Here is a 22,742-nt window from a genome sequence, read left to right on the forward strand (position 1 = left end):
CATGTACACGGCCTGTCACACAAGCCGGTGCTTCTCCAGTTTGTAATAAAGCGTTCGGACCGAGATTCCGAGCTGTTTGGCAGCATCGGCCTTGTTCCCTCCGCATGATGTAAGCGCTTCCTTCAAAATTGATTTTTCGTGGGCATCCAGCTGTTCTGCCAGAGTGCCCCCGGTGCCGCCTCCCTCCGCCTGGAATACGGCGGAGAGTTCAGGCTTATCGAGTAATTTATCTGCAGGCTGCATAAAAATCAGAGCCCGGCTGATGACGTTTTCCAGCTCCCGGACATTGCCGGGCCAAGTGTGCTGCCTGAGAAGGGAGGCGGCATCCTCGGAAATCTCCGTGACGGAGCGTCCGAGATCGCGATTGAGTTTAGGCAGCAGTTTTTCGGCAAGGAGCTTGATATCCCCCCTGCGCTGCCGGAGTGGCGGGATATGGACGGGCATGCGGTTCAGGCGGTGGAACAGGTCTTCACGAAACTTCCCTTCCCTCATGAGCTTCTCAAGGTTCCGGTTGGTGGCGGCGATGACCCGGACAGAAACCGGAACGGGCCGGCTGCCGCCTGATCGGTAAAATTCGTGTTCCTCCAGAATCCTCAGAAGGGCCCCCTGCACATCGGTCGGCAGTTCTCCGATCTCATCGATGAACAATGTGCCGCCATGCGCTTCTTCAAACAGGCCCTCGACAACTTCTGTTTTTCTATCCGCTGCCGGTTTCTCGGATCCGAACAGTTCACGTGACAGGCGTTCTTCGGGGATCGCCGAGCAGTTGACCCGGACAAAGTTTCCCCGTCCGGCATCGTGGTGGATCGACTGGGCGAATACTTCCTTGCCGGTTCCCGACTCCCCCCGGAGCAAGATCGGGAGAGGCAGTGTGGCAGCAAGCCTTGCCTGCTGGATCGCCAGCTGCATCTCGGGTGATTCGCCGACCAGATCCTCGAACGTGTAACGGGTCTCCAGCGAGCGGATGATACGGCGCGCATGATCGAGTTCATCGGCAAGTTCCCGCATTTCCGTCAGGTCATGGATGATCCCGATGCTTCCCTTAAGCCTCTCGCCTACAAGGATCGGCGCCACATTGACGACGACTTCCCTCGCCGCAGGTCCGACGCGCATCCTGACTCCCCGGATCGGCCGCCCGGTTTCAAGCACTTTCATGTGAATACTTTCACCCTCGTTGATATCGACCGTGGCCGGCTTCCCGATAACGTCCGCTTCGGCAAGGCCCGTAAGCCGGGTGTATGCCGGGTTGATCATGATACCGCGGCCATTTTCATCAACGACGGAAATGGCGTCATCGCTCGAGTGGATGATCGCTTCAAGCATGGACTGGATTTCTTTCAGATTAGTGATTTCCTCCGCGAGTTCGACAACACCGGAAATATCCCGGAAGACGGCGAAGGCGCCGGTGCGGTTGCCGGAAGGATCGCTGAGCGGCCGTCTGGAGGTGACGACACGCGTCCCGTTTGAAAGTGTCAGCTCACGGTTCAGCTCAGGAATACCTGTCTTCGCGACATGCGGAAGATTGCTGTCCGGGATGACGTCGAGAATATGGCGGCCGAGCGCGCTGCGTACGGGCATGCCGGTAATGAGGGATGCGCTCCGGTTAAAGAAGCGGATCATCCCATCTCTGTCAGTTCCGATCATGCCCTCATCCAGAGAATCAAAAATCATCTTGTTGCGGGCTGTTTCCGACCGGAGGCGCTCGATATACTCCCCATTCTCCTCAAGCAGACTGACAAGCAGCTTGGCGATTGTACCGGGAATCAGGACGGCATGAGCAGGCCTGGCCTTCAGAAGCTCACCGAAAATGCCCTGTTCGCCCGTGACGTCGAAAATCATATGAAGATCATTGGTGATGAAAGGGCGCCAGTCTTTGCCGTGCGGGATGCCGTTTGCATCCGCAAGCAGGATTCCGGGCGCATCCGGATTCGGATCGACGATTCCTGCGACATTCATATAATCCAGTTGCAGAAGAAGTTTTAAAATGGCGGTGCCGCCGGCTCCGGCCCCTACAACAAGTACATTCTGCAAAATCCTTCAGGCCCTTCATGAGATTTGTGCAATGCTTTGCATAATCAACATTATCATACCCGATAGCAGTCTTCTTGACAATCCTCATCTTCAAAAGGAAAATAAACTCGACAGAAAGGGAGAGATCATCATGCAGCGGCTCGCCGCCTTCATCGTTCTGCTCATTCCGGGCATCGGTGCCGCATGGGGAATCAAGCTTATGCGGGATGCGCTGTTCGGCGTTCAGGCATCCGGATTTCCCGTCTGGCTCCAATTCCTGTTCGGACTCGTGGTCCTGGTCCTATGCATCGGATTCTTCGCAGGTTTCCTGTTCAGACGGGACCAGCGGAACGGCAAAATACCTAAAGACCGGTTCAAACGCAAAAACTAAAGGTTCCTGACTTCGTGTCAGGAACCTTTTTGCATAGCTTTTTTGACTGTGTCCGGGAAGTCGGTGATCCATCCTCTGATGAGAGGTTCGGGTTTAGGGATAAATGGTTCGGTACCGTCAACGCCGTAGACCCTTGCGAATTTGCTTTCCCGCTCGATGGCACCCAGATATTTGCCTGACCAGAGACGCTTATGGATATGGAATCCGTCCGAACTCCCGTACACCCCGAGATTGTCCCAGCGGGATTTTTTTGTCAGAATCAGTGCCGTCTCCATTCCCGGATCTGTCTGCTTTACCCTCATCAGCAAAGGATAGTGAAATGAGGAGAAATGAAGATCCGGATAACCTTTTGCCGCCATCACCGTCTGTTCAACGGCTTCCGGATGGTCCAGAAACGTTTCTTTCATCTCAATATTAAGTGGCGGACAGCCAGCCGCGCGTGCCCACTGAAGAAATTCGCCGAACGTCATCACCGGTTGCCCGAAAAGCCTTTTCCACCGGTTCCTGCCGACCTTCAGTGCCCTTACTTCATCAAATGTCAGTTCTGTGACGAATTTGCGCAGTCCGGTGACGCGGTACAGATCGGCATCATGGATGATGACCGGAACACCATCTTTGGTCAGCTGCAGGTCGGTCTCGATACCCGCTCCGATCACGACCGCCTTTTCAAATGCACTAAGCGTATTTTCGAATGCATACCCGGAAGCCCCCCTGTGTGCATACACTTTTCTCATGATTTCCCTTCCTTTCGGCCTCCTATCCGCCTTTTCCCTTGAAGCAGAAATCAAAACGGATCTCGCCCAAGGACCATCATCAGATGCGGCCTCCTACTATAAAACGGAAAAAGCCGCCCGAATGTTCCGGGCGGCGTTAGTCGGCGATTGCCGGTATGAGTGCGGTTTTCATTTCGTTCAGGCGGTCATGAACTCCAGACGAAGCCGGTCAGATACCATCGCGATGAATTCCGAGTTGGTCGGCTTGCTCTTCATATGATGGACCGTGTAACCGAACATCTTAGAAATGACTTCATAATTCCCCCGGTTCCATGCGACTTCAATCGCATGCCGGATCGCCCGCTCAACGCGAGACGGTGTCGTATTGAATTTCTCTGCAATTTCCGGATATAGCACTTTGGTGACGGAGCCGAGAAGGTCGACATCATGGTACACCATCGTGATTGCTTCCCGGAGGAAGGCATATCCCTTGATATGTGCAGGAACCCCGATTTCCTTGATGATGGCCGTAATTGCAGTGTCGATCGCTTTTTTGCTGAGCGCCTGCTGTTTGCCCGGTTCAGGAGCCTGCGTGCCGGATTTTAGCTGGCGTCCGTTTTTCATCTGAAGAATCTGATGGACCAGACGGTCAAACTCAAATGGTTTCAGGATAAAGTAGGAAGCGCCGAGTTCTGCAGCCTGCTTCATGATCTCTTCCTGTCCGAACGCGGTCAGCATGATGATATTCATGTCCCCCGTGCCGCCGTTTGAATGGAGCTCCTCAAGCACCCCTATGCCATCCAGGTGAGGCATGATAATATCCAGAAGCAGTACGTCCGGCTTGTTTTCCTCGAGCATGTTCAGGCAAAGCTTGCCGTTTGAAGCCGTGCCGATCACTTCGATCTCCGGATGATTTTCAAAATAAATCAGCATAGTCCTTACAAGTTCCCGGTTGTCGTCAGCCACAGCAACTTTGATTTTTTCCAATGTAAATTTCCCCCTTTTAAAAGCGAACCCTCTTCCGAAGCCTGTTGAATATAGTTCGACATCCTACCGTTTGCACCTTCACCAAATCATAAAATGAGACCCATGAACGATTTTTCCGACATGATTCGACGGATTCCTACAATTCTTAAGATTGCAGCTCTACTTTTATTATAATGCAGAAAAAGGAAAACGCCATACCTCATAAGGTATGGCCAACATTTTTTTCTATGGTTTTCTTTTTATCATCTCTTCGACGGGAAGAGCCGCGCCTTTCAGGGGCTCCTCGACAAACATATGCGTCACGACTCCGGCGAATTTACCGTCCTGAATAATCGGGCTTCCGCTCATACCCTGCAGGATTCCTCCGGTTTTTTCGATAAGTTCCCGGTCGGTCACGGTAAATCGGAACACATCATCCGCCGCTGCCGTGATCTTAATGCTGTACTTGTCGATCTCTGTGCCTTTGATGGTTGTATAGATATCCGCTTCACCTTCGCGTATTTCCGACGGCCGCATAATCTCCAAAGGTTTCGGGAATGCTCCTGTTAACGATGATGACCATTTACCGAATATCCCATAGATCTCGTTTTCTTGGATATCGCCCAGGAGCTGATGGCCGGATTCAATCGAAGAAATCTTGTAACCCGGCTTTCCCGGTTCGCTCTTTTTGATCTGTTCAACATCTGCCAAAAAGATCGAACCTCCGGAAAATGGCGGTGCTCCGTCTAGCGTCCGGTCGATGATCTGGTGGCCAAGCGCCCCATATTCGCCAGTTTCCGGGTCCACGTACGTAAGGGTGCCAATTCCTTCAGTACGTTCACGGATAAAGGAATGAAGGTTGAGCAATTCCTTTTTCGAGGCCCCGATTTCCAGTTCTGTGCCTTCACGTTCAATTTCAATTACCGTTTTCGCTTCGCCTTGCGCTTTGGCGGCCTTTGTGATGTCCTTGAGTGTGCTGACTTCTTTGCCGTCAAGGGACTTCACGACGTCTCCGGCTTTTAGCCATTGCCCATCAGCGACCAGAACATCATCCGTGACGATGAGCATCCCCAGTTCCAGATGGATACCGATTGAGTGCCCCATCGGAATCAGGGACTTCGGTCCATTCGCTGCCGCACCCGAAGCGCCTGATAAAAACAGGACTGCAAGCAATGCGGGCAGCATCAGCTTCCGGCTAATCCATCGCATGGTTCACCTCCCCGTGCTGTTATATCGTTACTATGTGTCCGGCCGGAATTCTTATGTCCGGTATAATGTAGCATGAAAATCCGCGGATACTGAGAATGTGCCGGAATCACGCGGTTTGTCCCTTACAGCAGGCAAAATTGGTGAAATTTAAAAAGATGATGGTCCATTTCAGTTAATATGCACAAATTAAATCGAATGGCCACGGAGGCGACGGATCTTTTGCGATTTTGTGGACCATCAGCTTTTTCATAAGCATGGCCGGTTTCGTCATTCAGGCGATTTCTCAGGATGAATGACGAAATTGAAGGTCTGAATAGTGAATCCGGAAGCGGGGAAGCCGAAATCAATCATCTGCCGCTAAATAATACTCCCCCTGTCCGCAGCCTTCATGGCTTGCTGACAGGGGGAGTCTATCATTTTTGCACTTTACATTTCCTTTTTCCGATCTTCCGCCATGACGAGCAGCTCTTCTGCATGGCGCTTCGTCAGGTCGGTCATTTCAGCGCCGGTCATCATCCGGCTCAGTTCCTCGGTCCGCTCCATCCCTTCGAGTTCCTGGACGGAAGTGGTCGTGCGGTCACCCGTGACATCTTTTCGGATAAACAGGTGATGGTCCGCCATCGCCGCGACTTGTGGCAGATGGGAGATGCAGAGCACCTGTGAATGCATGGATATTGCCGCGATTTTTTCGGCGATGGCTTGTGCCACCCGGCCGCTGACACCGGTATCCACTTCGTCAAAAATAATTGAAGTGACTTCCTGGTGCTTGGAGAAGATGGTCTTGAGTGCCAGCATGATCCGAGAAAGCTCTCCTCCGGACGCCACTTTGGCAAGCGGCTTCGGCGGCTCTCCTACGTTGGCGGAGATGAGAAAAATGACATCCTCCGCCCCATGCCGGTCGAACTGGCTGCGCTCCCTGAATTCCACTGTAAACTGCGCTTTTTCCATATAAAGTTCCGATAGCTGCAGATGGATGGCTTCGGACAGGCGGACAGCCGCTTCTCTTCTGAGTTCCGCGAGCTCTCCCGCTTCTACAGCGAGATCGGCTTCGAGCGATTCTACTTCTTTCCGTTCATCCTGCAGCCGCTCGTCGCGGTTCAGCAGCTTTTCCAGCTCTTCCGCAATCTTGTCGCGGTATGCGAGGATTTCTGAGACCGTTCCGCCGTACTTGCGCTTCATCGTCTGGAGGAGCGCAAGCCGGTGCTCCACTTCGTCAAGACGGTTCGGATCGAATTCCATCCCGTCGAGCATATTTTTTAATGAAAATGCGGTATCCTGCAGCGTATAAAAGGCATCGGAAACTGAAGTCGCATATTCCCCGGCCTGAGGATCGACTTCCGCGGCGTGCTCAAGGTCACTCATGGCAGCGCCTGCCCAGTCGAGGCCTTTAGATTCTCCCTGGATAGCCTCATAGGCTGAAGATACCCGCTCAAAAATCGCGTTGAAGTTTTTCAGGCGTGTGCGCTCTTCCTCCAGCTCTTCTTCCTCACCCTCGTAGAAGCCGGCCTCATCGATTTCCGTCAACTGGAACCGATACAGGTCGATTCTGTGAGCTACCTGCTGCTCGGACTCATCATAACGCGTAAGCCTTCTTTTCAATTTGACATAACGGTCATGGAGCGATGTATAGCTTTCCTTGGCCGCTCCGATCGTATCCCAGCCGAAATGATCCAAAAGAAGCACATGTCGCTGTTCATCCATCAGTTCCTGAGTTTCATGCTGGCCGTGTATGTCGATCAGCGCCGCCCCGACTTCACGGAGGATGGCCAAGGTGACGAGCTTGCCGTTTACCCGGCAAGTACTTTTTCCCGAGGAGGAAATATCACGCCTCAGGATCACCGCACCCTCGTCATCGGACGGAATTCCGGACTCTTCAAGCTTTTTAAATACCGGATGAGACCTGTAGGAAACCTCGAACATCCCTTCAAGTTCGGCTTTCTTCTCCCCGTGGCGGATGAATTCGCTTGAGCCCCTGCCCCCGGCCAGAAGCTGGACAGCATCGATGATGATGGATTTTCCGGCACCTGTTTCGCCGGTCAGGACGGTCAGCCCGTTATCGAAGCTGATGGACAGGTCTCGGATGATGGCAAAATTCTTGATTGTCAATTCTCTCAGCACCGGGCGTTCACCTCCCTGATCAAAGCATGCCGAGCAGCTTTTCTCTCACCGTTTCCCGCTGTTCGTCATTCCGGCAAAGGATGAGACATGTGTCATCGCCACAGATGGTGCCGAGGATCTCCTCCCATTCGATCTGATCGATGAGTGAGCCGATGGCATGCGCATTGCCCGGCAGCGTCTTCATGACAAGAAAATATCCGGCCCCGTCGATGCTTACAAACGCATCTGTCAGTGCGCGGTTCAGCTTGCGCATAGGGTCGAAGCTGCGCTCGGCGGGCAGGCTGTATTTGTAGCGGCCGTCCCTGAGAGGGACTTTGACAAGGTGGAGTTCCTTGATGTCCCTCGAGATGGTGGCCTGCGTTACATTGAACCCTTCCTGTTTGAGCCGGTCGACCAGCTCGTCCTGTGTTTCAATTTCATGATGTCCGATAATTTCCCGAATCCGTATATGCCGTTGGCCCTTACTCACACTATTTCCCTCCGAAGAATGCATATTTCCTAATAAGAATGTACCATTATCCAATTTTCGCAACAACAAAAAACCCCCGCTTTCGGGGGTTAGTCCAGCGTTTTGTGGGCTTCTTTCACCAGATTGGTGAAACCGCCTTCCGGAATCCTGGATACCGGATTGTCAGCCGACCTCAGGTGGAAAAGGAATTCGATATTGCCTTCTCCGCCGGTGACCGGTGAAAACGATGCGTTGATGACCTCGAAACCGTTTGAAACCGCCATGCCGGCAGTGCGCTCCAGAACCTCGAGATGGACTGCCGGATTACGGACGATTCCTTTTTTACCGACATTTTCACGGCCGGCCTCGAACTGCGGCTTGACGAGGGCAATCACATCGCCACCCGGAGTCAGTACCGTCTTTAATGTCGGCAGGATGAGGCTGAGGGAGATGAAGGAAACGTCGATTGTCGCAAATTCCGGCATGCCCTCCGAAAACAGATCGGGTGTCGCATGACGGAAATTAACCCGTTCCATGACCGTCACTCTCGGGTCCTGCCGCAACTTGTAAGCCAGCTGGTTATAGCCGACGTCGAGTGCATAACTGTGGAGTGCGCCATTCTGAAGGGCACAGTCTGTGAAACCGCCGGTCGATGCGCCGATATCAAGAATCAGTTTCCCAGCGACATCCGCATCAAAGACCTCCAGGGCCTTCTCGAGTTTCAGGCCCCCGCGGCTCACATACTTTTGCGCTTTTCCCTTCACCCTTATTTCGGCATCGGCCGGAATCTTTTCTCCGGGCTTGTCCATCCTTCGGTCACCGGAATAGACGATTCCTGCCATGACTGCACGCTTTGCCTGTTCGCGGGTCTCAAACAGGCCGCGTTCCGTCAGGAGGACATCGATCCGCTCTTTGGGCGTCTTCTGCGTCATAGAGCATGCATGCCTTTCTGGCGGGACAATCCCACCAGTTCTTCCACTTTATCCGCGAGCGCTTCGTCAGTCATCCCGATTTCCTCAAGAAGTTCAGTGACGCTTCCGTGCTCAATGAACTTGTCCGGGATGCCCAAGCGGTCAATGATCGCTCCGTGGAAACCATGGTCATGCGCAAATTCCATGACTCCGCTTCCGAAACCTCCGGCCAGAACCGCTTCTTCAACAGTGACGAGCGGGATTTTTCTCTCGAGGAGGTTTTTCAGCATTTCCTCGTCAAACGGCTTGATGAAGCGTGCATTCACAACGGCTGCATCAATGCCTTTTTCACGGAGGCGATCCGCAGCGGAAAGCGCCATCGGGATTGTTGTCCCGAATGTCAGGATGGCCGCATCAGCGCCTTCCAAAAGTATCTCCCAGGAGCCGATCGGAATTTCCCTCAGCTCTTCATCGAGCGGCACGCCGAGACCGTTGCCGCGAGGGTACCTAAGGGCAATTGGCCCGTCCCCGTAACTGATTGCCGTCCTGACCATGTGCTGGCCTTCGTTCTCATCTTTCGGCATCATGATTGTCAGGTTTGGCATGCTTCTTAGGAATGCAATGTCGAAGACACCCTGATGAGTCTCGCCATCCGCGCCTACAAGACCCGCTCGGTCGATGCCGATGAATACATTCAGGTTCTGTCTTGCAATGTCATGGAGAACCTGATCATATGCGCGCTGGAGGAAGGTCGAGTAAATGGCAAGAAATGGCTTCATCTCTTCAACGGCAAGACCTGCAGCCATCGTTGTCGCATGCTGCTCGGCGATGCCGACATCGAACATGCGGTCAGGGAATTCCGAGGCGAAGCCCTCCAGCTTAGAGCCGACCGGCATGGCGGGAGTGATTGCGACGACCCGTTTGTCTTCGCGTGCGATCCGGCGGACCGTCTCCGCGATAAGCGCGCTCCACCCCGGAGCTTTTGCCGGAGATTTGATAAGGTCGCCCGTTTCAAGCTTATACGGCCCGGTTCCGTGCCATGTGCCAATCTTGTCTTCCTCTGCCGGGCGGAAGCCTTTCCCTTTTTTTGTCAGAACATGGATGAGGACAGGCCCTTCCATTTTCTTGGCGTAATTCAGGTTCGCTTCGAGATCCTCAAAGCTATGGCCGTCCACCGGTCCGAGATAGGTAAATCCAAGTTCTTCGAAAAAGACGCCCGTGACGAGCAGGTACTTGAGGCTGTCTTTCACGCGCTCCGCTGTTGACGCCAGTTTGCCGCCAACCGCCGGAATTTTCTTGAGCAGATACTCCAGCTCATCTTTTGCCTTGTTGTACTTGCCCGCTGTCCTAAGCCTGCCGAGCACATTATGGAGCGCGCCGACGTTCGGTGCGATCGACATCTCATTGTCGTTCAGGATGACAGTCATGTTCGTGCGCTCGGAACCGATATGGTTCAGCGCTTCAAGTGCCATCCCGCCGGTCAGTGCACCGTCCCCGATCACCGGGATGACATGGTTATCCGCACCCTTGATGTCGCGCGCAGCCGCCATGCCCATCGCTGCCGACAGGGAAGTCGAACTGTGGCCGGTTTCCCAGACATCATGCTCGCTTTCGATTCTCTTCGGGAACCCGCATAGGCCCCGGTACTTCCTGAGTGTTGAGAAATCACACGCACGGCCGGTCAGGATTTTGTGGACGTAGGCCTGATGCCCGACATCCCAAATGATCTTATCCTGCGGGCTGTCAAAAGCCCGGTGAAGGGCGATTGTCAGCTCAACGACCCCGAGGTTCGGCCCGATGTGGCCGCCGGTAGCAGACAGCTCACGGATCAGGAACGACCGGATATCCGAAGCCAGAGCCTCCAATTCCCCGTTGCCGAGTTCCTTCAGGAAGGATGGATCGGAAATCTTGGTCAAATCCATCGCCATCACTCACCTTTATCTAAAAAATAGGTAAAAATATTCTTTGTCCATTATAGCAGTGTCCCACCCGTACACAAACCAAACGCCCCCATCAGGAGACCCGGTGGATGATGTAATCCGCAAGCAGCCGGAGAATCGGTTCCGGATCTTTCAGGAACGAAACGGCTTTGACGGCTTCGGAATGGTGATGGTTCAGCTTCTGCTTTGCACCTTCCAACGTCAAAATGCCCGGGTAGGTGTTTTTCCCCTGTTCCGCATCCGCACCGGTTTTTTTGCCGGTGACTTTTTCATCCCCGACCACATCCAGGATGTCGTCCTGGATCTGGAAAGCGATACCGATATGCCTGGCATAGCGTCTCAGCTGTTCCCGCTCTGTTGATTTTGCCTTTGAAAGGACTGCGCCCGCCTCAACGGCAAAAGTCAGAAGCGCCCCGGTTTTGAGGCGGTGGACGTTCTGCAGTTCCTCTTCCGTAAGCTTCTTTTTCTCCGCAGCCATATCAAGCATCTGGCCGCCGACCATGCCTTCCGCACCGGCAGCGCGTGTCAGAAGAAGGATGAGTTCGAGTTTCTCCGAATCGGTCAGGGATGGAGCCTTGCCGATGACGGAAAAACTTTCTGTCAGCATGGCGTCCCCGGCGAGTATTGCAGTGGCCTCTCCGTAAACCTTATGGTTCGTCGGCTTGCCGCGGCGGAGGTCATCGTCATCCATCGCAGGAAGGTCATCGTGGATCAATGAGTATGTATGGACCATCTCCAGTGCCGCGCCGACATGGAGTTCTGCCGGATGGACGCGGCCGAGGTCGTGCAGTACGGCGGAAATGAGCAGCGGACGGATTTTCTTGCCGCCGGCCGTCAGGGAATAAAGCATCGATTCCTTCAGACGTGAATCGGTATCCAGCTTTCTTACGGCATCCTCAAGGACAGGAACCAGGTCATCGACACGGCTGTCCATGAAATCTTTAAGTTTTTCATTCATCCCGGTTTCCTCCTTGAGCCGGATCAAAGGCTGTCGCTTCCCCCTCTTTATCAATCAGCGTCACAAGTTGCTTTTCCGCCGACTGAAGCTTGCTGTGGCAGACAGCGGAAAGCTCCATCCCTTTTTTGTACAGGTCGATGGCATCTTCCAAAGGAACATCCCCGGATTCCAGGCGCCGTACAATCTCCTCCAGACGGCCGATCGCCTCTTCAAAACGTATATTCTTATTATCCTGTTTTTGTTCGTCCATTTATTGTTCCACGTCCTTTCGTTCTGAAGGGCTATCCACGACAGCCTCCACCTTGCCGTCGCGGAATGAAATGGAGACGCGGTCTCCATGACCGAGCTCTCCCGCAGACTTAATCACTCGGTCGCCGCTCCGGACAAGACTGTAGCCCCGCTCCATGACGGAAAGCGGGTTCAGGGCCTGGAGGGTCCTTATCGACGACGCAAGTGTCCTGCCGTGATGCCGGATCGTTTCTTCCGCCGCGCGATGAAGTTCGCGGTCAAGCCGGCCGGTCCGCTCGACTGCCTGCTCCAAGATCCGGACCGGTGATCGGGCGCCAAGACGGGCATCCAGATTGGAGACGGCCTGCCTCCGGTCGGCGTGGAGCCTGGCTGCAGCCTGTTCCAGACGTACATCCAGCCCTTCCAGCTTTTCGGCAAACGGGCGGTAAAGCCGTTCAGGGTAGCTCATCGGATAGGATGATTCCAGTCGGTCCAGCCGTTTCCGCTCGTGCCGGATCATCGTCATGAGCGATTGGTGGAGCCTTGATCTCGATTCGAGAATGCGCCTTGATACTTCGACTTGGTCAGGTACAGCCAGTTCTGCGGCGGCGGTTGGTGTGGGCGCCCGCAGGTCTGCCACGAAGTCGGCTATGACCGTGTCGGTTTCATGGCCCACCGCACTGATGACCGGAATGCGCGATGAGAATATCTCCCTGGCCACTTCCTCTTCATTGAACGCCCATAAGTCTTCGATTGATCCTCCTCCGCGCCCGACGATCAGCACATCAATATCGCCATGCCCGTTGGCCTGGCGGATTGCACTGACTATTGAGGGAACCGCATTGGGTCCCTGGACGATGGCAGGAAACAGCAGCACATCTGCCAGCGGATATCTGCGGTTCAGGGTCGTGCAGATGTCCCGCACTGCCGCGCCTGTAGGCGCCGTGATCACCCCCACCCTTCCCGGAAATGCCGGAATCGGCTGTTTCCATTCGGCGTTGAACAGCCCTTCCTTCCTGAGCCGCTCCTTGAGCTGCTCAAAAGCGACATAAAGTTCGCCGACACCGTCGGGCTGCATCGTATTCACGTAAAGCTGATATTGCCCGGCGGCCTCATAGACATTCACATCTCCACGGACGAGGACGTTCATCCCTTCTTCCGGCCGGAATTTCAGCCTGGAAGCGTTGGAGCGGAACATAGCTGCATTGATGCGCGAGCGGCTATCCTTCAATGTAAAGTAGATATGTCCCGAGGAGTGGAGCTTGACGTTCGACAGCTCCCCCTTGACGTAGACATCGCGCAGATGAAGGTCCGCATCAAATTTCCGCTTGATATATTTGGTCAGCGCGCCGACGCTAAGATAGGGATTTTGCATGCGGGCACCGCCTCTCTAATGGTTACAGTAAATAAGCGGCAGGAGCGGCAGGCTTCCCGTGGGATCTGTGCCGCCCTTGCCGCTTGCTGTAATTTTTTATCTGTGATGTTCCGTCCGGTCAGCGTGTTTCCCGGAGGGCTTTTTCCGCACTTTTCAGGGTGTTGGACATCAGCATGGCGATGGTCATCGGGCCCACTCCGCCCGGAACCGGTGTAATGGCGGAAGCAGATGGGCGTACACGTTCGAAATCAACGTCCCCATGAAGCTTCCCGTCTTCGCCCCGGTTGATGCCGACATCGATGACAACGGCCCCGTCCTTGACGTGCTCCGGGCCGATCATGCCCTCGCGCCCGACCGCCGCGACCAGGATATCGGCCTGTCGGGTGATGGACGGCAGATCCTCCGTCCTGGAATGGCAGACTGTGACGGTCGCATTTGCATGGAGAAGAAGCATGGACATCGGCTTGCCGACGATATTGCTCCGGCCGACCACGACGGCGTGCTTGCCGTTCAGATCCACTCCGGATCGCTCAAGCATCACCATGATGCCGAGAGGCGTGCACGGAACAAACCCGTCCATCCCGGCCATGAGCCTTCCGGCATTCTCAGGGTGGAAGCCGTCGACATCCTTATCTGGATGAATGGCTTCAATGACCCGCTGCTCGTCGATCTGCTCCGGCAGCGGAAGCTGGACGAGGATGCCGTGGATGGACGGATCTCCGTTCAGCCTTCTGATCTCGTCCAGAAGGGCCGACTCACTTGTATCCTTGTCCATCCTGATGACTTCGGAATGCATGCCGAGTGTCTTGGTGGTGCGTTCTTTGCTGCCGACGTACGACGCCGATGCAGGATCGTCCCCGACGAGAATGACCGCGAGCCCGGGTGTCATCCCTTCAGCCTTGAGGCGTTCCACGCCCTCTTTTATTTCTTCCTTTACCTGCCTGCTGATTTCTTTGCCGTCAATGATCTTGCCTTCCACTTGTTTCACTCCAAGCTGTATAGGTTTCAGTCTGTGTATTTGGAAAGTACGCCGTTCACGAAGCGGCTTGATTTTTCATCCCCGAATGTCTTGCTGAGCTCGATCGCTTCGTTCAGCACGACTTTGGATGGTGTTTCCTTCGCATGAAGGAGTTCGTAGACGGCCATCCGAAGCACGGTCCTCTCAACCTTCGGGAGCCGTTCCAGCTTCCAGTTTTCAAGCTTCGACTTCAATGATCCGTCGATTTCTTCCCGCTTGCCGTATGTGCCTACGACGAGGGACTCATAAAACGGGTCACGGACATCATCCTCGCCCGTGATATGCTCCATGGCCTCTTCCGGCGTCATCTCCGTGCTGTCCAGCTGGAACAGCGTCTGCATGGCTTTTTCTCGTGCTTCATGTCGTTTCATCCGGGCAATCTCCTCTTTTTGCATCGTTCTGGACTATGATAGCATATTTTAACCCCGACGTATGAATCCGGACATAAAAAGCCGCCATGAATTGGCGGCTTTCCTTTCAGGCGCGTTCTTCCGTCTGGTCGAACTGAATGCCTGTGATATGGACGTTCACTTCTTCCGGTTCGATAGCGGTCATGTTGAAAACCGACTGGCGGACATTTTTCTGGATTTCACGGGCAACGGACGGGACCGAACGGCCGTATGCGACCGAACAGTAGACATCGATGAAGAGCCCCTCATCGTTATAGTCGATCTTGACTCCTTTGCCGTGAACCTTGCGCCCCAGTTTTTCTGCTACGCCGGTTGCAAATGATCCTCTCATATCGGCAACCCCGTCCACTTCTGCAGTGGCGATGCCGACGATCACTTCAAGCACTTCGGGAGCGAGCTCCACCTTGCCGTACATCTCCTTGCCGGCTGCGGCCGCTGCCTCATGGGAGGAATTCGGTTGTTCTGCCATCCGGATCATCCCTTTCTCAATGTTGTCTGGCTTCTTCTTCAGTTTCAGCCATTACATCATATTTTTCAAGGAACTTTGTATCGAAGTCCCCTGACTTGAACACTTCATGGTCCATGAGATTGAGATGGAACGGAATGGTCGTATCGACGCCTTCCACGACGAACTCCGACAGGGCGCGCTTCATACGGGCAACAGCCTCTTCGCGCGTGTCCGCAAACGTGATGAGTTTGGCGACCATCGAATCATAAAACGGCGGAATCATGTAACCCGGATAAACCGCTGAGTCGACTCGGACCCCGTTGCCGCCCGGTACGATGTACATATTCACACGTCCGGGAGACGGCATGAAGTTGCGCGACGGATTTTCCGCATTGATGCGGCACTCAATGGACCAGCCATTGATTTTTACATCTTCCTGCTTGATTTCAAGCGGTTCGCCCGCCGCAACCTTGAGTTGCTGTGCGATCAGGTCGATGCCCGTCACCATCTCGGTGACCGGATGTTCCACCTGGATCCGTGTGTTCATCTCCATAAAGTAAAACTTGTCATTGATATGGTCATAGATGAACTCGACCGTACCGGCACTGCGATAGCCAACAGCCTGCGCAGCAAGCACTGCAGCCTGTCCCATCTTCTCACGGGTCTCCTGTGAAAGTGCCGGCGACGGCGCTTCCTCGACCAGCTTCTGCATGCGGCGCTGGATCGAGCAGTCGCGCTCGCCAAGGTGGATCGTGTTGCCGAACTGGTCAGCGAGCACCTGGATCTCGACATGGCGGAAATTCTCAATGAATTTCTCGATGTAGACTCCAGGGTTGCCAAATGCTGCAGCGGCTTCTTTCTGGGTGATCTCGACACCCTTCCTCAGCTCGGCCTCATCCCGGGCGACTCGGATCCCTTTCCCCCCGCCGCCTGCAGTTGCCTTGATGATGACCGGGAAGCCGATTTCATTTGCGACTTCCAGGGCGCCTTCGGGACCGTCGACGATTCCTTTGGAGCCCGGGACGACCGGCACGCCGGCCTGGCGCATGGTTTCGCGGGCAACATCTTTTGTGCCCATCTTGGAGATGGCCTCAGCAGAAGGCCCGATGAATGTGACATTCACTTCTTCGCAGAGTTCTGCGAAATCGGCGTTTTCCGCAAGGAATCCGTAGCCCGGATGGATCCCGTCGCAGCCGGTCATCTTCGCGACACTGATGACGTTCGTGAAGTTCAGGTAACTGTCTTTGGATTGCTTCGGGCCGATGCAGTATGCTTCATCGGCCATTTCGACGTGCAGGGCTTCCCGGTCCGCCTCGGAATAGACGGCAACCGTCTGAATGCCGAGGTCACGGCACGCACGGATGATGCGGACAGCAATTTCCCCGCGGTTGGCAATAAGGACTTTTTTCATCATGTCGGCCCCCTTATTCCGGCTTGACCAGGAACAGCGGCTGGCCGTACTCGACGAGTTGCCCGTCTTCTGCGAGAATTTGGACAATCTCTCCGTTTATTTCAGCTTCGATTTCGTTGAACAGTTTCATTGCTTCGACGATACAGACGACGCTGTCCGGCTTGACCTTGTCGCCTAAAGCGACGAATGCCGGGGCATCCGGTGATGGCGACTGATAGAATGTGCCGACCATCGGGGATTTTACTTCCAGCAGGTTTTCATCCTGGGAAGCGGGTGCAGGTGCGGCTTCCGTCTGCTTCGGCTCTTCGCTTGCTGCAGGCGCAGGCTGGGCTGCAGGTGCGGCAGGAGCAGGTGCGGATACGGGAGCAGCAGGGACCTGGGCTGCAGGAGCAGTTTCGGTCACTTGGACGGCACCGCCTTTTTTCAGCTTGATCTCCCCTTCTTCCGTCTTGTACTTGAATTCTTCAATTCCCGTTTGGTCGATCAATTTGATGATTTCGCGGATCTCTTGAATTTTAAGCATTTTGACGACTCCTCTTACTTTAAATGTGTACCCTTACATTTTAGACGTTTGTAAAGGTTTTTGAAATACTTATCACGTAAAAGCGAGGAATCTGGTACTGAAGTACGAGATTGGACATTCATTGACTGAATTTTTAACCTAAAAAGAAAAAGGCCCTGCACAGGCCTTGATCATTGTCCTGATTTAAAATCCACGGAAACGGTTGAGGAATCTTCCCACTCGCTCTTGACCATATACACGATCTGGTCTGCCTGTGCGGCTGACAATTCATCGGCGATGACGCTGACTTTCACTGTCCCGTCTTCGGTACGGACGACGGCATCTTCGTAGCCGAGGTCCTTGATCAGCATCTCGAGCATGGCTTCTGCCGTCTCCCGCTTGGTGAGTCCCTGCATCTCGTTAAATGCCTTGTCGCGCTCTTCGGCAGTAAGATCATCGGATGTGATTTTCTGTGTGAGCAATTCGCGCTGCTGGCTGCGTTCATTGCGCATTTCCATCCTCAGCTCTTCAAACAGGTAGCTTTCAGCGAATACCGGGGTCGCATCACTGCCTGCATCGCCAAGCTCCGTGTCCTTGATTGTATCGTCCGAGAAGATCGTAATACCATCAAACGGCATCGGATTGCGGTCGAACAGATAGTACACTCCGATCACGGCCACAAGGCTCAGCAACGTCAGGAACCAGACACCTTTTTTCTTCACTCTCATCCCTCTTCCCCCTCATTTTTCATTTCCACTACGACAATCCGGTGTTCGGGCAGCTGGAGGACCCCCGACAGAATGCGTACCAGCTCGGCGCGGACCCGGGGATCGCCGGCCCCTTCCGCGACAACGAGAATTCCCCCGTCAGGCGTGTCCCGCCCTTCCCCGGGCGCGTTCCCGAAGTAACTGTCAAGAGGCATCAGGATACCGCCCTGTTCCTCCCGTATCCCGCCTTGCCGATAGACTCTGACTTTACCGACTCCTGTGATATCGGACAGGACGGACTCCAGTTCCGACGGGCCCGGCACCGCGCTTTCTCCACCGCTGCCTGCAAACAGCCCGGTCAGTCCCGGCGCCAGGATGAACAGGCAGGCGGCGCCGGCGAGCAGGAGCGGCAGGGCGCTCTTCTTGAAATTTTTCTCCATGCAATCTCCACGCTTCCCGTCCTTTCTATCAGTGCTGTTTCCGGTATATGGGAGCGATCGGGACGCTCCGGCGGGCCGGGTCCGCCGTGCCGTTTTCTCCGGCTATTCATCCTGTGACATACTATGCACGGCTCGTACAGGCTATGACCCGGGCAGCAGAGAGATTAGTCTGAGGATGTAAAGAGTCTGAGGATGTAAAGAAGTACGGCAAGTTTCATAAGCGGCATGAAATTCTCCCGTTCGTCCTGTCCGAGGACCGCTCCGGTGACCGCAAGGATCCCGATCAGCCAGATCAGGCCGGCAATCCATTCCCACATTCCCTCACCCCGCTCCTGCAATGACCTTGATCAGGACGATGGATAATATGGCAGTGTAAAAAATCGCGAATGCCACGACCAGCATGATTCCGCAGAGGACGAATAGCGTCTTTCCGATATCGTCGAAAAGTCCTGCAAGATCCTCATGTGCAAATGGTTCGCACAGTGCAGCGATCCATTTGTAGAGAAATGCCGTCAGAAGCACATAGGCCACGGGGGTCAGGCTGGTCACGAGCAGCGCCACGATCAGATAACTGCCGGCGATCGGCGCCATGCCCGAGGAATACTTCCCGACAACGCCCATCGTATCCGTGATGAATGATCCGACAAGAGGCACATGCTGGCGCAGCAATGCCTTGATCGGTTCCGCAATGGCGCTCCCCGATGACCATGCCATGGCTCCGGTTGCGGTGATGAAGAGTGAGTAGCAGGCGATGATCACGGAAATTGCGCCAAGAAGGGTTACCCTGATCATTTCTGAGATCCTTGTAAACGGAATTTCCGGCACAAGCCTGGACAGGTAGTCGAGAATAAAGCTCACAATCAGAAGCGGAACCATCCATTTGCCCCCGATCACGACGGCACCCTGAACAAAAAGGAAAACGGCAGGATTCCAGTTGATGAGCGATAGCGCACCTCCCGCAGCGGCCATTCCGGCTGCCAGAACCGGGTAGATGCCGAGAAACAGCCCTGTCATTTTCCCGACGAGCCCGTCCATCATGCGCACCGCATCGATAGCCGGGCCCATGGCGGCCGCCCCCGCCGATACAAGAAGGAATAGCCTTGTCCATTCGCGGAATTGCGGGACGACGAAATCCGCCGCCAGAGCCGCAGCGGAAAGGACGATGATCAGCACAAATAGTCTTACGGGAGGTCCGGCAACGGCGGCGACCAGATCCCACATCCCACTCGCCCCCTTTCCTTCATGGCAGCAGGCCGGTAAGGACTCCCGCGGTCTCCCTGAATTCCCCCAGCCAGATTCCCAGAAGCATCAGCTGGACTGCCATATGGGAGAGACGGCCTATCGGGGCATATCCTAATTCCCCGAGCATGTCCCGGAACGAGGCCGATAGGTAAAACAGGAAAGCGGAGCCGGCGATGAGCCTGATCTGCCTGGCTCCCGGCCCGTCCCATGCCAGCGGAAGCTCCTGCAGCAGCGGAACGGCCATCCGGAAAGTCAGCTGTGCCAGAAGCAGGAAAAAGAAGATCAGAAGGAAAAACGGTGCCATCCTGGGCAAGAAAGTTTCCAGCATGATCAGCAGGAACACCATGATGACGGCGGAAAGAATGATCTCCATGAGAGCCCTCTACGCCGAAAGCCAGGAAAAGAAGGATGAGATTTCCGTAAAGAAAATCCGGAGGAAGCGAAGCATCTCTGCGGTGATATACAGATAGGCGATGAAAAATATGAAAAAAGAATACTCCTTTTTCCCCGTCTGCTCGAAAAACAGATGCAGGAAGGCGATGACGAGACCGACTCCCGCTACCCGGAGAATATCTTGAAGTTCCACATGCGGCCCTCCCGTTTTTTCGAGTGTATGCGGCTCCGGAAGGGGTTATGCGGTTCTGCAGGGGCTGGGGCCATGCGGCAAGTCAGGTGATCCATGCGGTAAGTGGCATGTCTATGTGGCAAATTGAAGACCAATGTCAATTGCGCAGCCCATGTAGCAAACGGCAAGCCCATATGGCAAATCACAGGTCTATGCGGCAAATGGCAGATCCATGCGGCAAATCACAAGCCCATATGGCAAATCGTAGGCCCATGCGGCAAATGGCAGGTCCATGGGGCAATCCACGAGCCCATGCAGCAAACGGCAAGCCCATATGGCAATTCACGAGCCCATGCGGCAAATCACAGGTCTATGCGGCAATTCCCGGATCCCGTACTGCAAATGGCAAGCCCTTATTGCATATCGCGGCGCCATGTTTCAAGTGGCAATTTCTTATTGCAAGTCAGCAGCCAAGTTTCAATTGGCGGGTTCTTGTTTCAAGTCACGAGGCTTTGTTTCAAGTCGCAAACCCCATATTTCAAAACAAAAAACTGCAGACATGCGGTTGATCCGCTTGTCTGCAGCCTGTTGGTTCGTATGGTTTCCCGTTTACGCGCGGGAAACGTATTCACCTTCGGAGGTGTTGATGATCAGGCGGTCGCCTGAGTTGACGAAGAACGGAACCTGGACGACCAGGCCGGTTTCCATCGTTGCCGGCTTGGAGCCTCCGCTTGCCGTGTCGCCCTTGATACCCGGCTCGGTTTCCGACACTTCGAGCTCGACTGTAGCCGGAAGGTCGACGCCAAGCGTTTCACCCTGGTATTGGATCACGTGGACTTCCATGTTCTCCTTAAGGAACTTCAGCTCGTATTCAATCTGGTTTTCACCCAGTTCGATCTGCTCGTAGTTGTCCGTGTCCATGAACACATGCTGGTCGCCGTTTGCATACAGGTACTGCATGCGTCGGTTGTCGATTTGTGCGCGTTCCACTTTTTCTCCGCCGCGGAAAGTCTTTTCCGTGGTGTTCCCGTTTCGCAGATTGCGGAGCTTGGAGCGGACGAATGCCGCGCCCTTGCCCGGTTTTACGTGCTGGAAGTCCAGGACACGGTAGATGTCGCCGTCCACTTCGATGGTGAGGCCGGTTTTAAAATCGTTTACAGAAATCATGTGAGATCCTCCATTTGATTGTTATAGGATAATGAGCTGCTTCGGTGATGACGTCAGCAGTTCGCAGCCGTCTTCCGTGATAAGCACGTCGTCTTCAATGCGGACGCCGCCAAGACCCGGAACGTAAATGCCCGGCTCGACCGTAACGACCATACCCGGCTCGAGAACCGTGTCGGAACGGAAGGAAAGGCCCGGTCCCTCGTGAACTTCAAGACCGATTCCGTGTCCCGTGGAATGTCCGAATGCTTCACCGTAACCATGTTCTTTGATGTAGTCCCGGGCTACGGCATCCGCCTCTTTCCCTGTCATACCCGGTTTGAGCGCGGAACATGCACGCTGCTGGGCTTCCAGGACGATATGGTAGATCTTCTTGAGCTCTTCAGACGGCTCTCCTACCGCGATGGTGCGTGTGATATCCGATACATATCCGTCATACAAAGCACCGAAGTCCAATGTGACCATGTCGCCGTTTTCGATTGTCTTATCGGTCGCGACCCCATGCGGAAGCGCCGAGCGCTTGCCTGAAGCTACAATCGTGTCAAACGATGATTCCGCGGCACCCAGGCGCCGCATGAAGAACTCCAGCTCGTTGGACACTTCCAGTTCGGTTACACCCGGTTTGATGAACGTGAGGATGTGGCTGAACGCCTCGTCGGCAATGCTGGCCGCCTTGCGGATGGTCTGGAGCTCATCGTCCGCTTTGACCATCCGAAGCTTCTCGATCACATCCGAGACGGGGATCCACTCCGCCTCCGCTGCTTTGCGGTAATGGTCGTATTCGGCATAAGGCAGCGTATCCTGTTCGAAGCCGATTTTCTGGATACCCATCGCTTCGATCTGTTCAGCGACCGCATCTTTCATCAGTCCCGACTGCTTGACGATGCGGTAGCCGGAAACTTGTTCTCCGGCCTGTTCCGTATACCGGAAATCCGTAATGAAAACAGCATCATCACGTGAAATGACCGCCGTTCCGGCAGTTCCCGTGAAGCCGGTCATGTAGCGCCGGCTGTACGGGTTCGTGACAAGAAACCCATCGATTCCGAGCCTGTCGAAAGAAGCACGGAACGCCTTTAATTTATCCATGATCATTCCCCTTTTCCCATCCGAAGGAGGGCGAGCATCGCCAGATCGTATCCATAGGTCCCCATGCCCGCAATCTGGCCGGTGCATACCGGGGCAAGATACGAATGGTGCCTGAAGGCCTCCCGCTTATGTATATTCGAGATATGCACTTCGATAGTCGGCAGCCCGGCATCAGCGACCGCGTCCCGCAGGGCGACCGATGTATGGGTATAGGCCGCCGGATTAAAGATGATGCCGTCCGTTCCATCCTCTGCAGCCTCCTGAATTCTGTCGACCAATGCACCTTCGTGATTGGACTGATCAAATTCCAGGTCGGCACCATTGTCGCGTGCCAATTGCCGGAGCCTCTCTTCAACATCGGCAAGAGTTTCGCTGCCGTAGATCTCGGGTTCCCTTTTCCCGAGCCTGTTCAGGTTCGGGCCGTTCAGACAAAGGATTTTCATCGCAAGCCCTCCTTTCAGCAGATTCATCATCATTTTATC

At 54.5% G+C, this 22,742-nt stretch carries 26 protein-coding genes; 1 reads left to right on the plus strand and 25 read right to left on the minus strand.

The window, feature by feature from the left end:
- Positions 1-15 precede the first annotated feature (15 nt).
- Entirely contained in the window at positions 16-2,031 is a 2,016-nt protein-coding gene (locus tag DZC51_RS10580; RefSeq protein ID WP_157295593.1) for a sigma 54-interacting transcriptional regulator, read from the minus strand.
- Positions 2,032-2,161: 130 nt separating this feature from the next.
- On the opposite strand from DZC51_RS10580, the gene DZC51_RS10585 reads away from it, so the two are divergent.
- Complete coding sequence (locus tag DZC51_RS10585) at positions 2,162-2,401, plus strand: DUF2627 family protein (RefSeq protein ID WP_157295595.1); 240 nt, start codon at positions 2,162-2,164, stop codon at positions 2,399-2,401.
- A gap of 17 nt (positions 2,402-2,418) precedes the next feature.
- On the opposite strand, the gene DZC51_RS10590 is transcribed toward DZC51_RS10585, so the two are convergent.
- From DZC51_RS10590 to aroQ, 24 genes are all read right to left on the minus strand, one after another.
- A complete protein-coding gene (locus tag DZC51_RS10590; protein ID WP_157295598.1) occupies positions 2,419-3,135 on the minus strand; it encodes a glycerophosphodiester phosphodiesterase in 717 nt (238 codons plus the stop codon).
- A gap of 177 nt (positions 3,136-3,312) precedes the next feature.
- A complete protein-coding gene (gene spo0A / locus DZC51_RS10595) occupies positions 3,313-4,101 on the minus strand; it encodes a sporulation transcription factor Spo0A (protein WP_157295600.1) in 789 nt (262 codons plus the stop codon).
- 225 nt (positions 4,102-4,326) lie between these two features.
- Positions 4,327-5,289, minus strand: a complete 963-nt coding sequence (locus tag DZC51_RS10600; protein WP_157295602.1) for a SpoIVB peptidase S55 domain-containing protein — start codon at positions 5,287-5,289, stop codon at positions 4,327-4,329.
- A 426-nt stretch (positions 5,290-5,715) separates the two neighbouring features.
- Positions 5,716-7,407, minus strand: coding sequence for a DNA repair protein RecN (recN, locus tag DZC51_RS10605; RefSeq protein ID WP_157295604.1), 1,692 nt, complete (start codon positions 7,405-7,407; stop codon positions 5,716-5,718).
- Positions 7,408-7,426: 19 nt separating this feature from the next.
- Complete coding sequence (gene ahrC / locus DZC51_RS10610; RefSeq protein WP_157295606.1) at positions 7,427-7,876, minus strand: transcriptional regulator AhrC/ArgR; 450 nt, start codon at positions 7,874-7,876, stop codon at positions 7,427-7,429.
- Positions 7,877-7,965: 89 nt separating this feature from the next.
- The gene (locus DZC51_RS10615; RefSeq protein ID WP_157295607.1) at positions 7,966-8,787 is read right to left on the minus strand and encodes a TlyA family RNA methyltransferase; all 822 of its coding nucleotides are present in this window, start codon (positions 8,785-8,787) and stop codon (positions 7,966-7,968) included.
- Positions 8,784-10,688, minus strand: a complete 1,905-nt coding sequence (gene dxs / locus DZC51_RS10620) for a 1-deoxy-D-xylulose-5-phosphate synthase (protein WP_157295609.1) — start codon at positions 10,686-10,688, stop codon at positions 8,784-8,786. The genes DZC51_RS10615 and dxs overlap by 4 nt, the downstream gene beginning before the upstream one ends.
- Positions 10,689-10,779: 91 nt before the next feature.
- On the minus strand, positions 10,780-11,664 hold the full coding sequence (locus DZC51_RS10625) for a polyprenyl synthetase family protein (protein ID WP_157295610.1): 885 nt from the start codon (positions 11,662-11,664) through the stop codon (positions 10,780-10,782).
- On the minus strand, positions 11,657-11,914 hold the full coding sequence (gene xseB, locus DZC51_RS10630; RefSeq protein WP_157295611.1) for an exodeoxyribonuclease VII small subunit: 258 nt from the start codon (positions 11,912-11,914) through the stop codon (positions 11,657-11,659). The genes DZC51_RS10625 and xseB overlap by 8 nt, the downstream gene beginning before the upstream one ends.
- Positions 11,915-13,267: an exodeoxyribonuclease VII large subunit gene (gene xseA / locus DZC51_RS10635; RefSeq protein ID WP_157295613.1), complete on the minus strand. Its 1,353-nt coding sequence runs from the start codon at positions 13,265-13,267 to the stop codon at positions 11,915-11,917.
- A 118-nt stretch (positions 13,268-13,385) separates the two neighbouring features.
- Complete coding sequence (gene folD, locus DZC51_RS10640) at positions 13,386-14,246, minus strand: bifunctional methylenetetrahydrofolate dehydrogenase/methenyltetrahydrofolate cyclohydrolase FolD (RefSeq protein ID WP_157295614.1); 861 nt, start codon at positions 14,244-14,246, stop codon at positions 13,386-13,388.
- Positions 14,247-14,272: 26 nt separating this feature from the next.
- Positions 14,273-14,656: a transcription antitermination factor NusB gene (gene nusB, locus DZC51_RS10645; RefSeq protein WP_157295616.1), complete on the minus strand. Its 384-nt coding sequence runs from the start codon at positions 14,654-14,656 to the stop codon at positions 14,273-14,275.
- A gap of 106 nt (positions 14,657-14,762) precedes the next feature.
- Positions 14,763-15,164, minus strand: coding sequence for an Asp23/Gls24 family envelope stress response protein (locus DZC51_RS10650; protein WP_157295619.1), 402 nt, complete (start codon positions 15,162-15,164; stop codon positions 14,763-14,765).
- Positions 15,165-15,180: 16 nt separating this feature from the next.
- Positions 15,181-16,557: an acetyl-CoA carboxylase biotin carboxylase subunit gene (gene accC, locus DZC51_RS10655; RefSeq protein ID WP_157295621.1), complete on the minus strand. Its 1,377-nt coding sequence runs from the start codon at positions 16,555-16,557 to the stop codon at positions 15,181-15,183.
- Positions 16,558-16,567: 10 nt separating this feature from the next.
- Complete coding sequence (gene accB, locus DZC51_RS10660) at positions 16,568-17,077, minus strand: acetyl-CoA carboxylase biotin carboxyl carrier protein (RefSeq protein WP_157295624.1); 510 nt, start codon at positions 17,075-17,077, stop codon at positions 16,568-16,570.
- 170 nt (positions 17,078-17,247) lie between these two features.
- Complete coding sequence (locus DZC51_RS10665) at positions 17,248-17,784, minus strand: SpoIIIAH-like family protein (protein ID WP_157295626.1); 537 nt, start codon at positions 17,782-17,784, stop codon at positions 17,248-17,250.
- Positions 17,781-18,203, minus strand: a complete 423-nt coding sequence (locus DZC51_RS10670; RefSeq protein ID WP_157295628.1) for a hypothetical protein — start codon at positions 18,201-18,203, stop codon at positions 17,781-17,783. Before DZC51_RS10670 ends, DZC51_RS10665 begins: the two co-directional genes overlap by 4 nt.
- Before the next feature lie 164 nt (positions 18,204-18,367).
- On the minus strand, positions 18,368-18,520 hold the full coding sequence (locus DZC51_RS10675) for a hypothetical protein (protein ID WP_157295631.1): 153 nt from the start codon (positions 18,518-18,520) through the stop codon (positions 18,368-18,370).
- Positions 18,521-18,524: 4 nt separating this feature from the next.
- Positions 18,525-19,424: a stage III sporulation protein AE gene (locus DZC51_RS10680; RefSeq protein WP_157295633.1), complete on the minus strand. Its 900-nt coding sequence runs from the start codon at positions 19,422-19,424 to the stop codon at positions 18,525-18,527.
- Between the two features lie 19 nt (positions 19,425-19,443).
- Positions 19,444-19,818: a hypothetical protein gene (locus DZC51_RS10685; RefSeq protein ID WP_157295635.1), complete on the minus strand. Its 375-nt coding sequence runs from the start codon at positions 19,816-19,818 to the stop codon at positions 19,444-19,446.
- Positions 19,819-19,827: 9 nt separating this feature from the next.
- Entirely contained in the window at positions 19,828-20,031 is a 204-nt protein-coding gene (locus DZC51_RS10690) for a SpoIIIAC/SpoIIIAD family protein (RefSeq protein WP_008298205.1), read from the minus strand.
- Between the two features lie 588 nt (positions 20,032-20,619).
- Entirely contained in the window at positions 20,620-21,177 is a 558-nt protein-coding gene (gene efp / locus DZC51_RS10695) for an elongation factor P (protein WP_157295638.1), read from the minus strand.
- A gap of 21 nt (positions 21,178-21,198) precedes the next feature.
- Positions 21,199-22,260, minus strand: coding sequence for a M24 family metallopeptidase (locus DZC51_RS10700; protein ID WP_157295641.1), 1,062 nt, complete (start codon positions 22,258-22,260; stop codon positions 21,199-21,201).
- A 2-nt stretch (positions 22,261-22,262) separates the two neighbouring features.
- Positions 22,263-22,703, minus strand: coding sequence for a type II 3-dehydroquinate dehydratase (aroQ, locus tag DZC51_RS10705; RefSeq protein ID WP_157296062.1), 441 nt, complete (start codon positions 22,701-22,703; stop codon positions 22,263-22,265).
- Between the last annotated feature and the right edge of the window lie 39 nt (positions 22,704-22,742).

Origin of the sequence: Bhargavaea sp. CC-171006, assembly GCF_009761675.1 — a bacterium.
GTDB classification, from domain to species: domain Bacteria; phylum Bacillota; class Bacilli; order Bacillales_A; family Planococcaceae; genus Bhargavaea; species Bhargavaea changchunensis.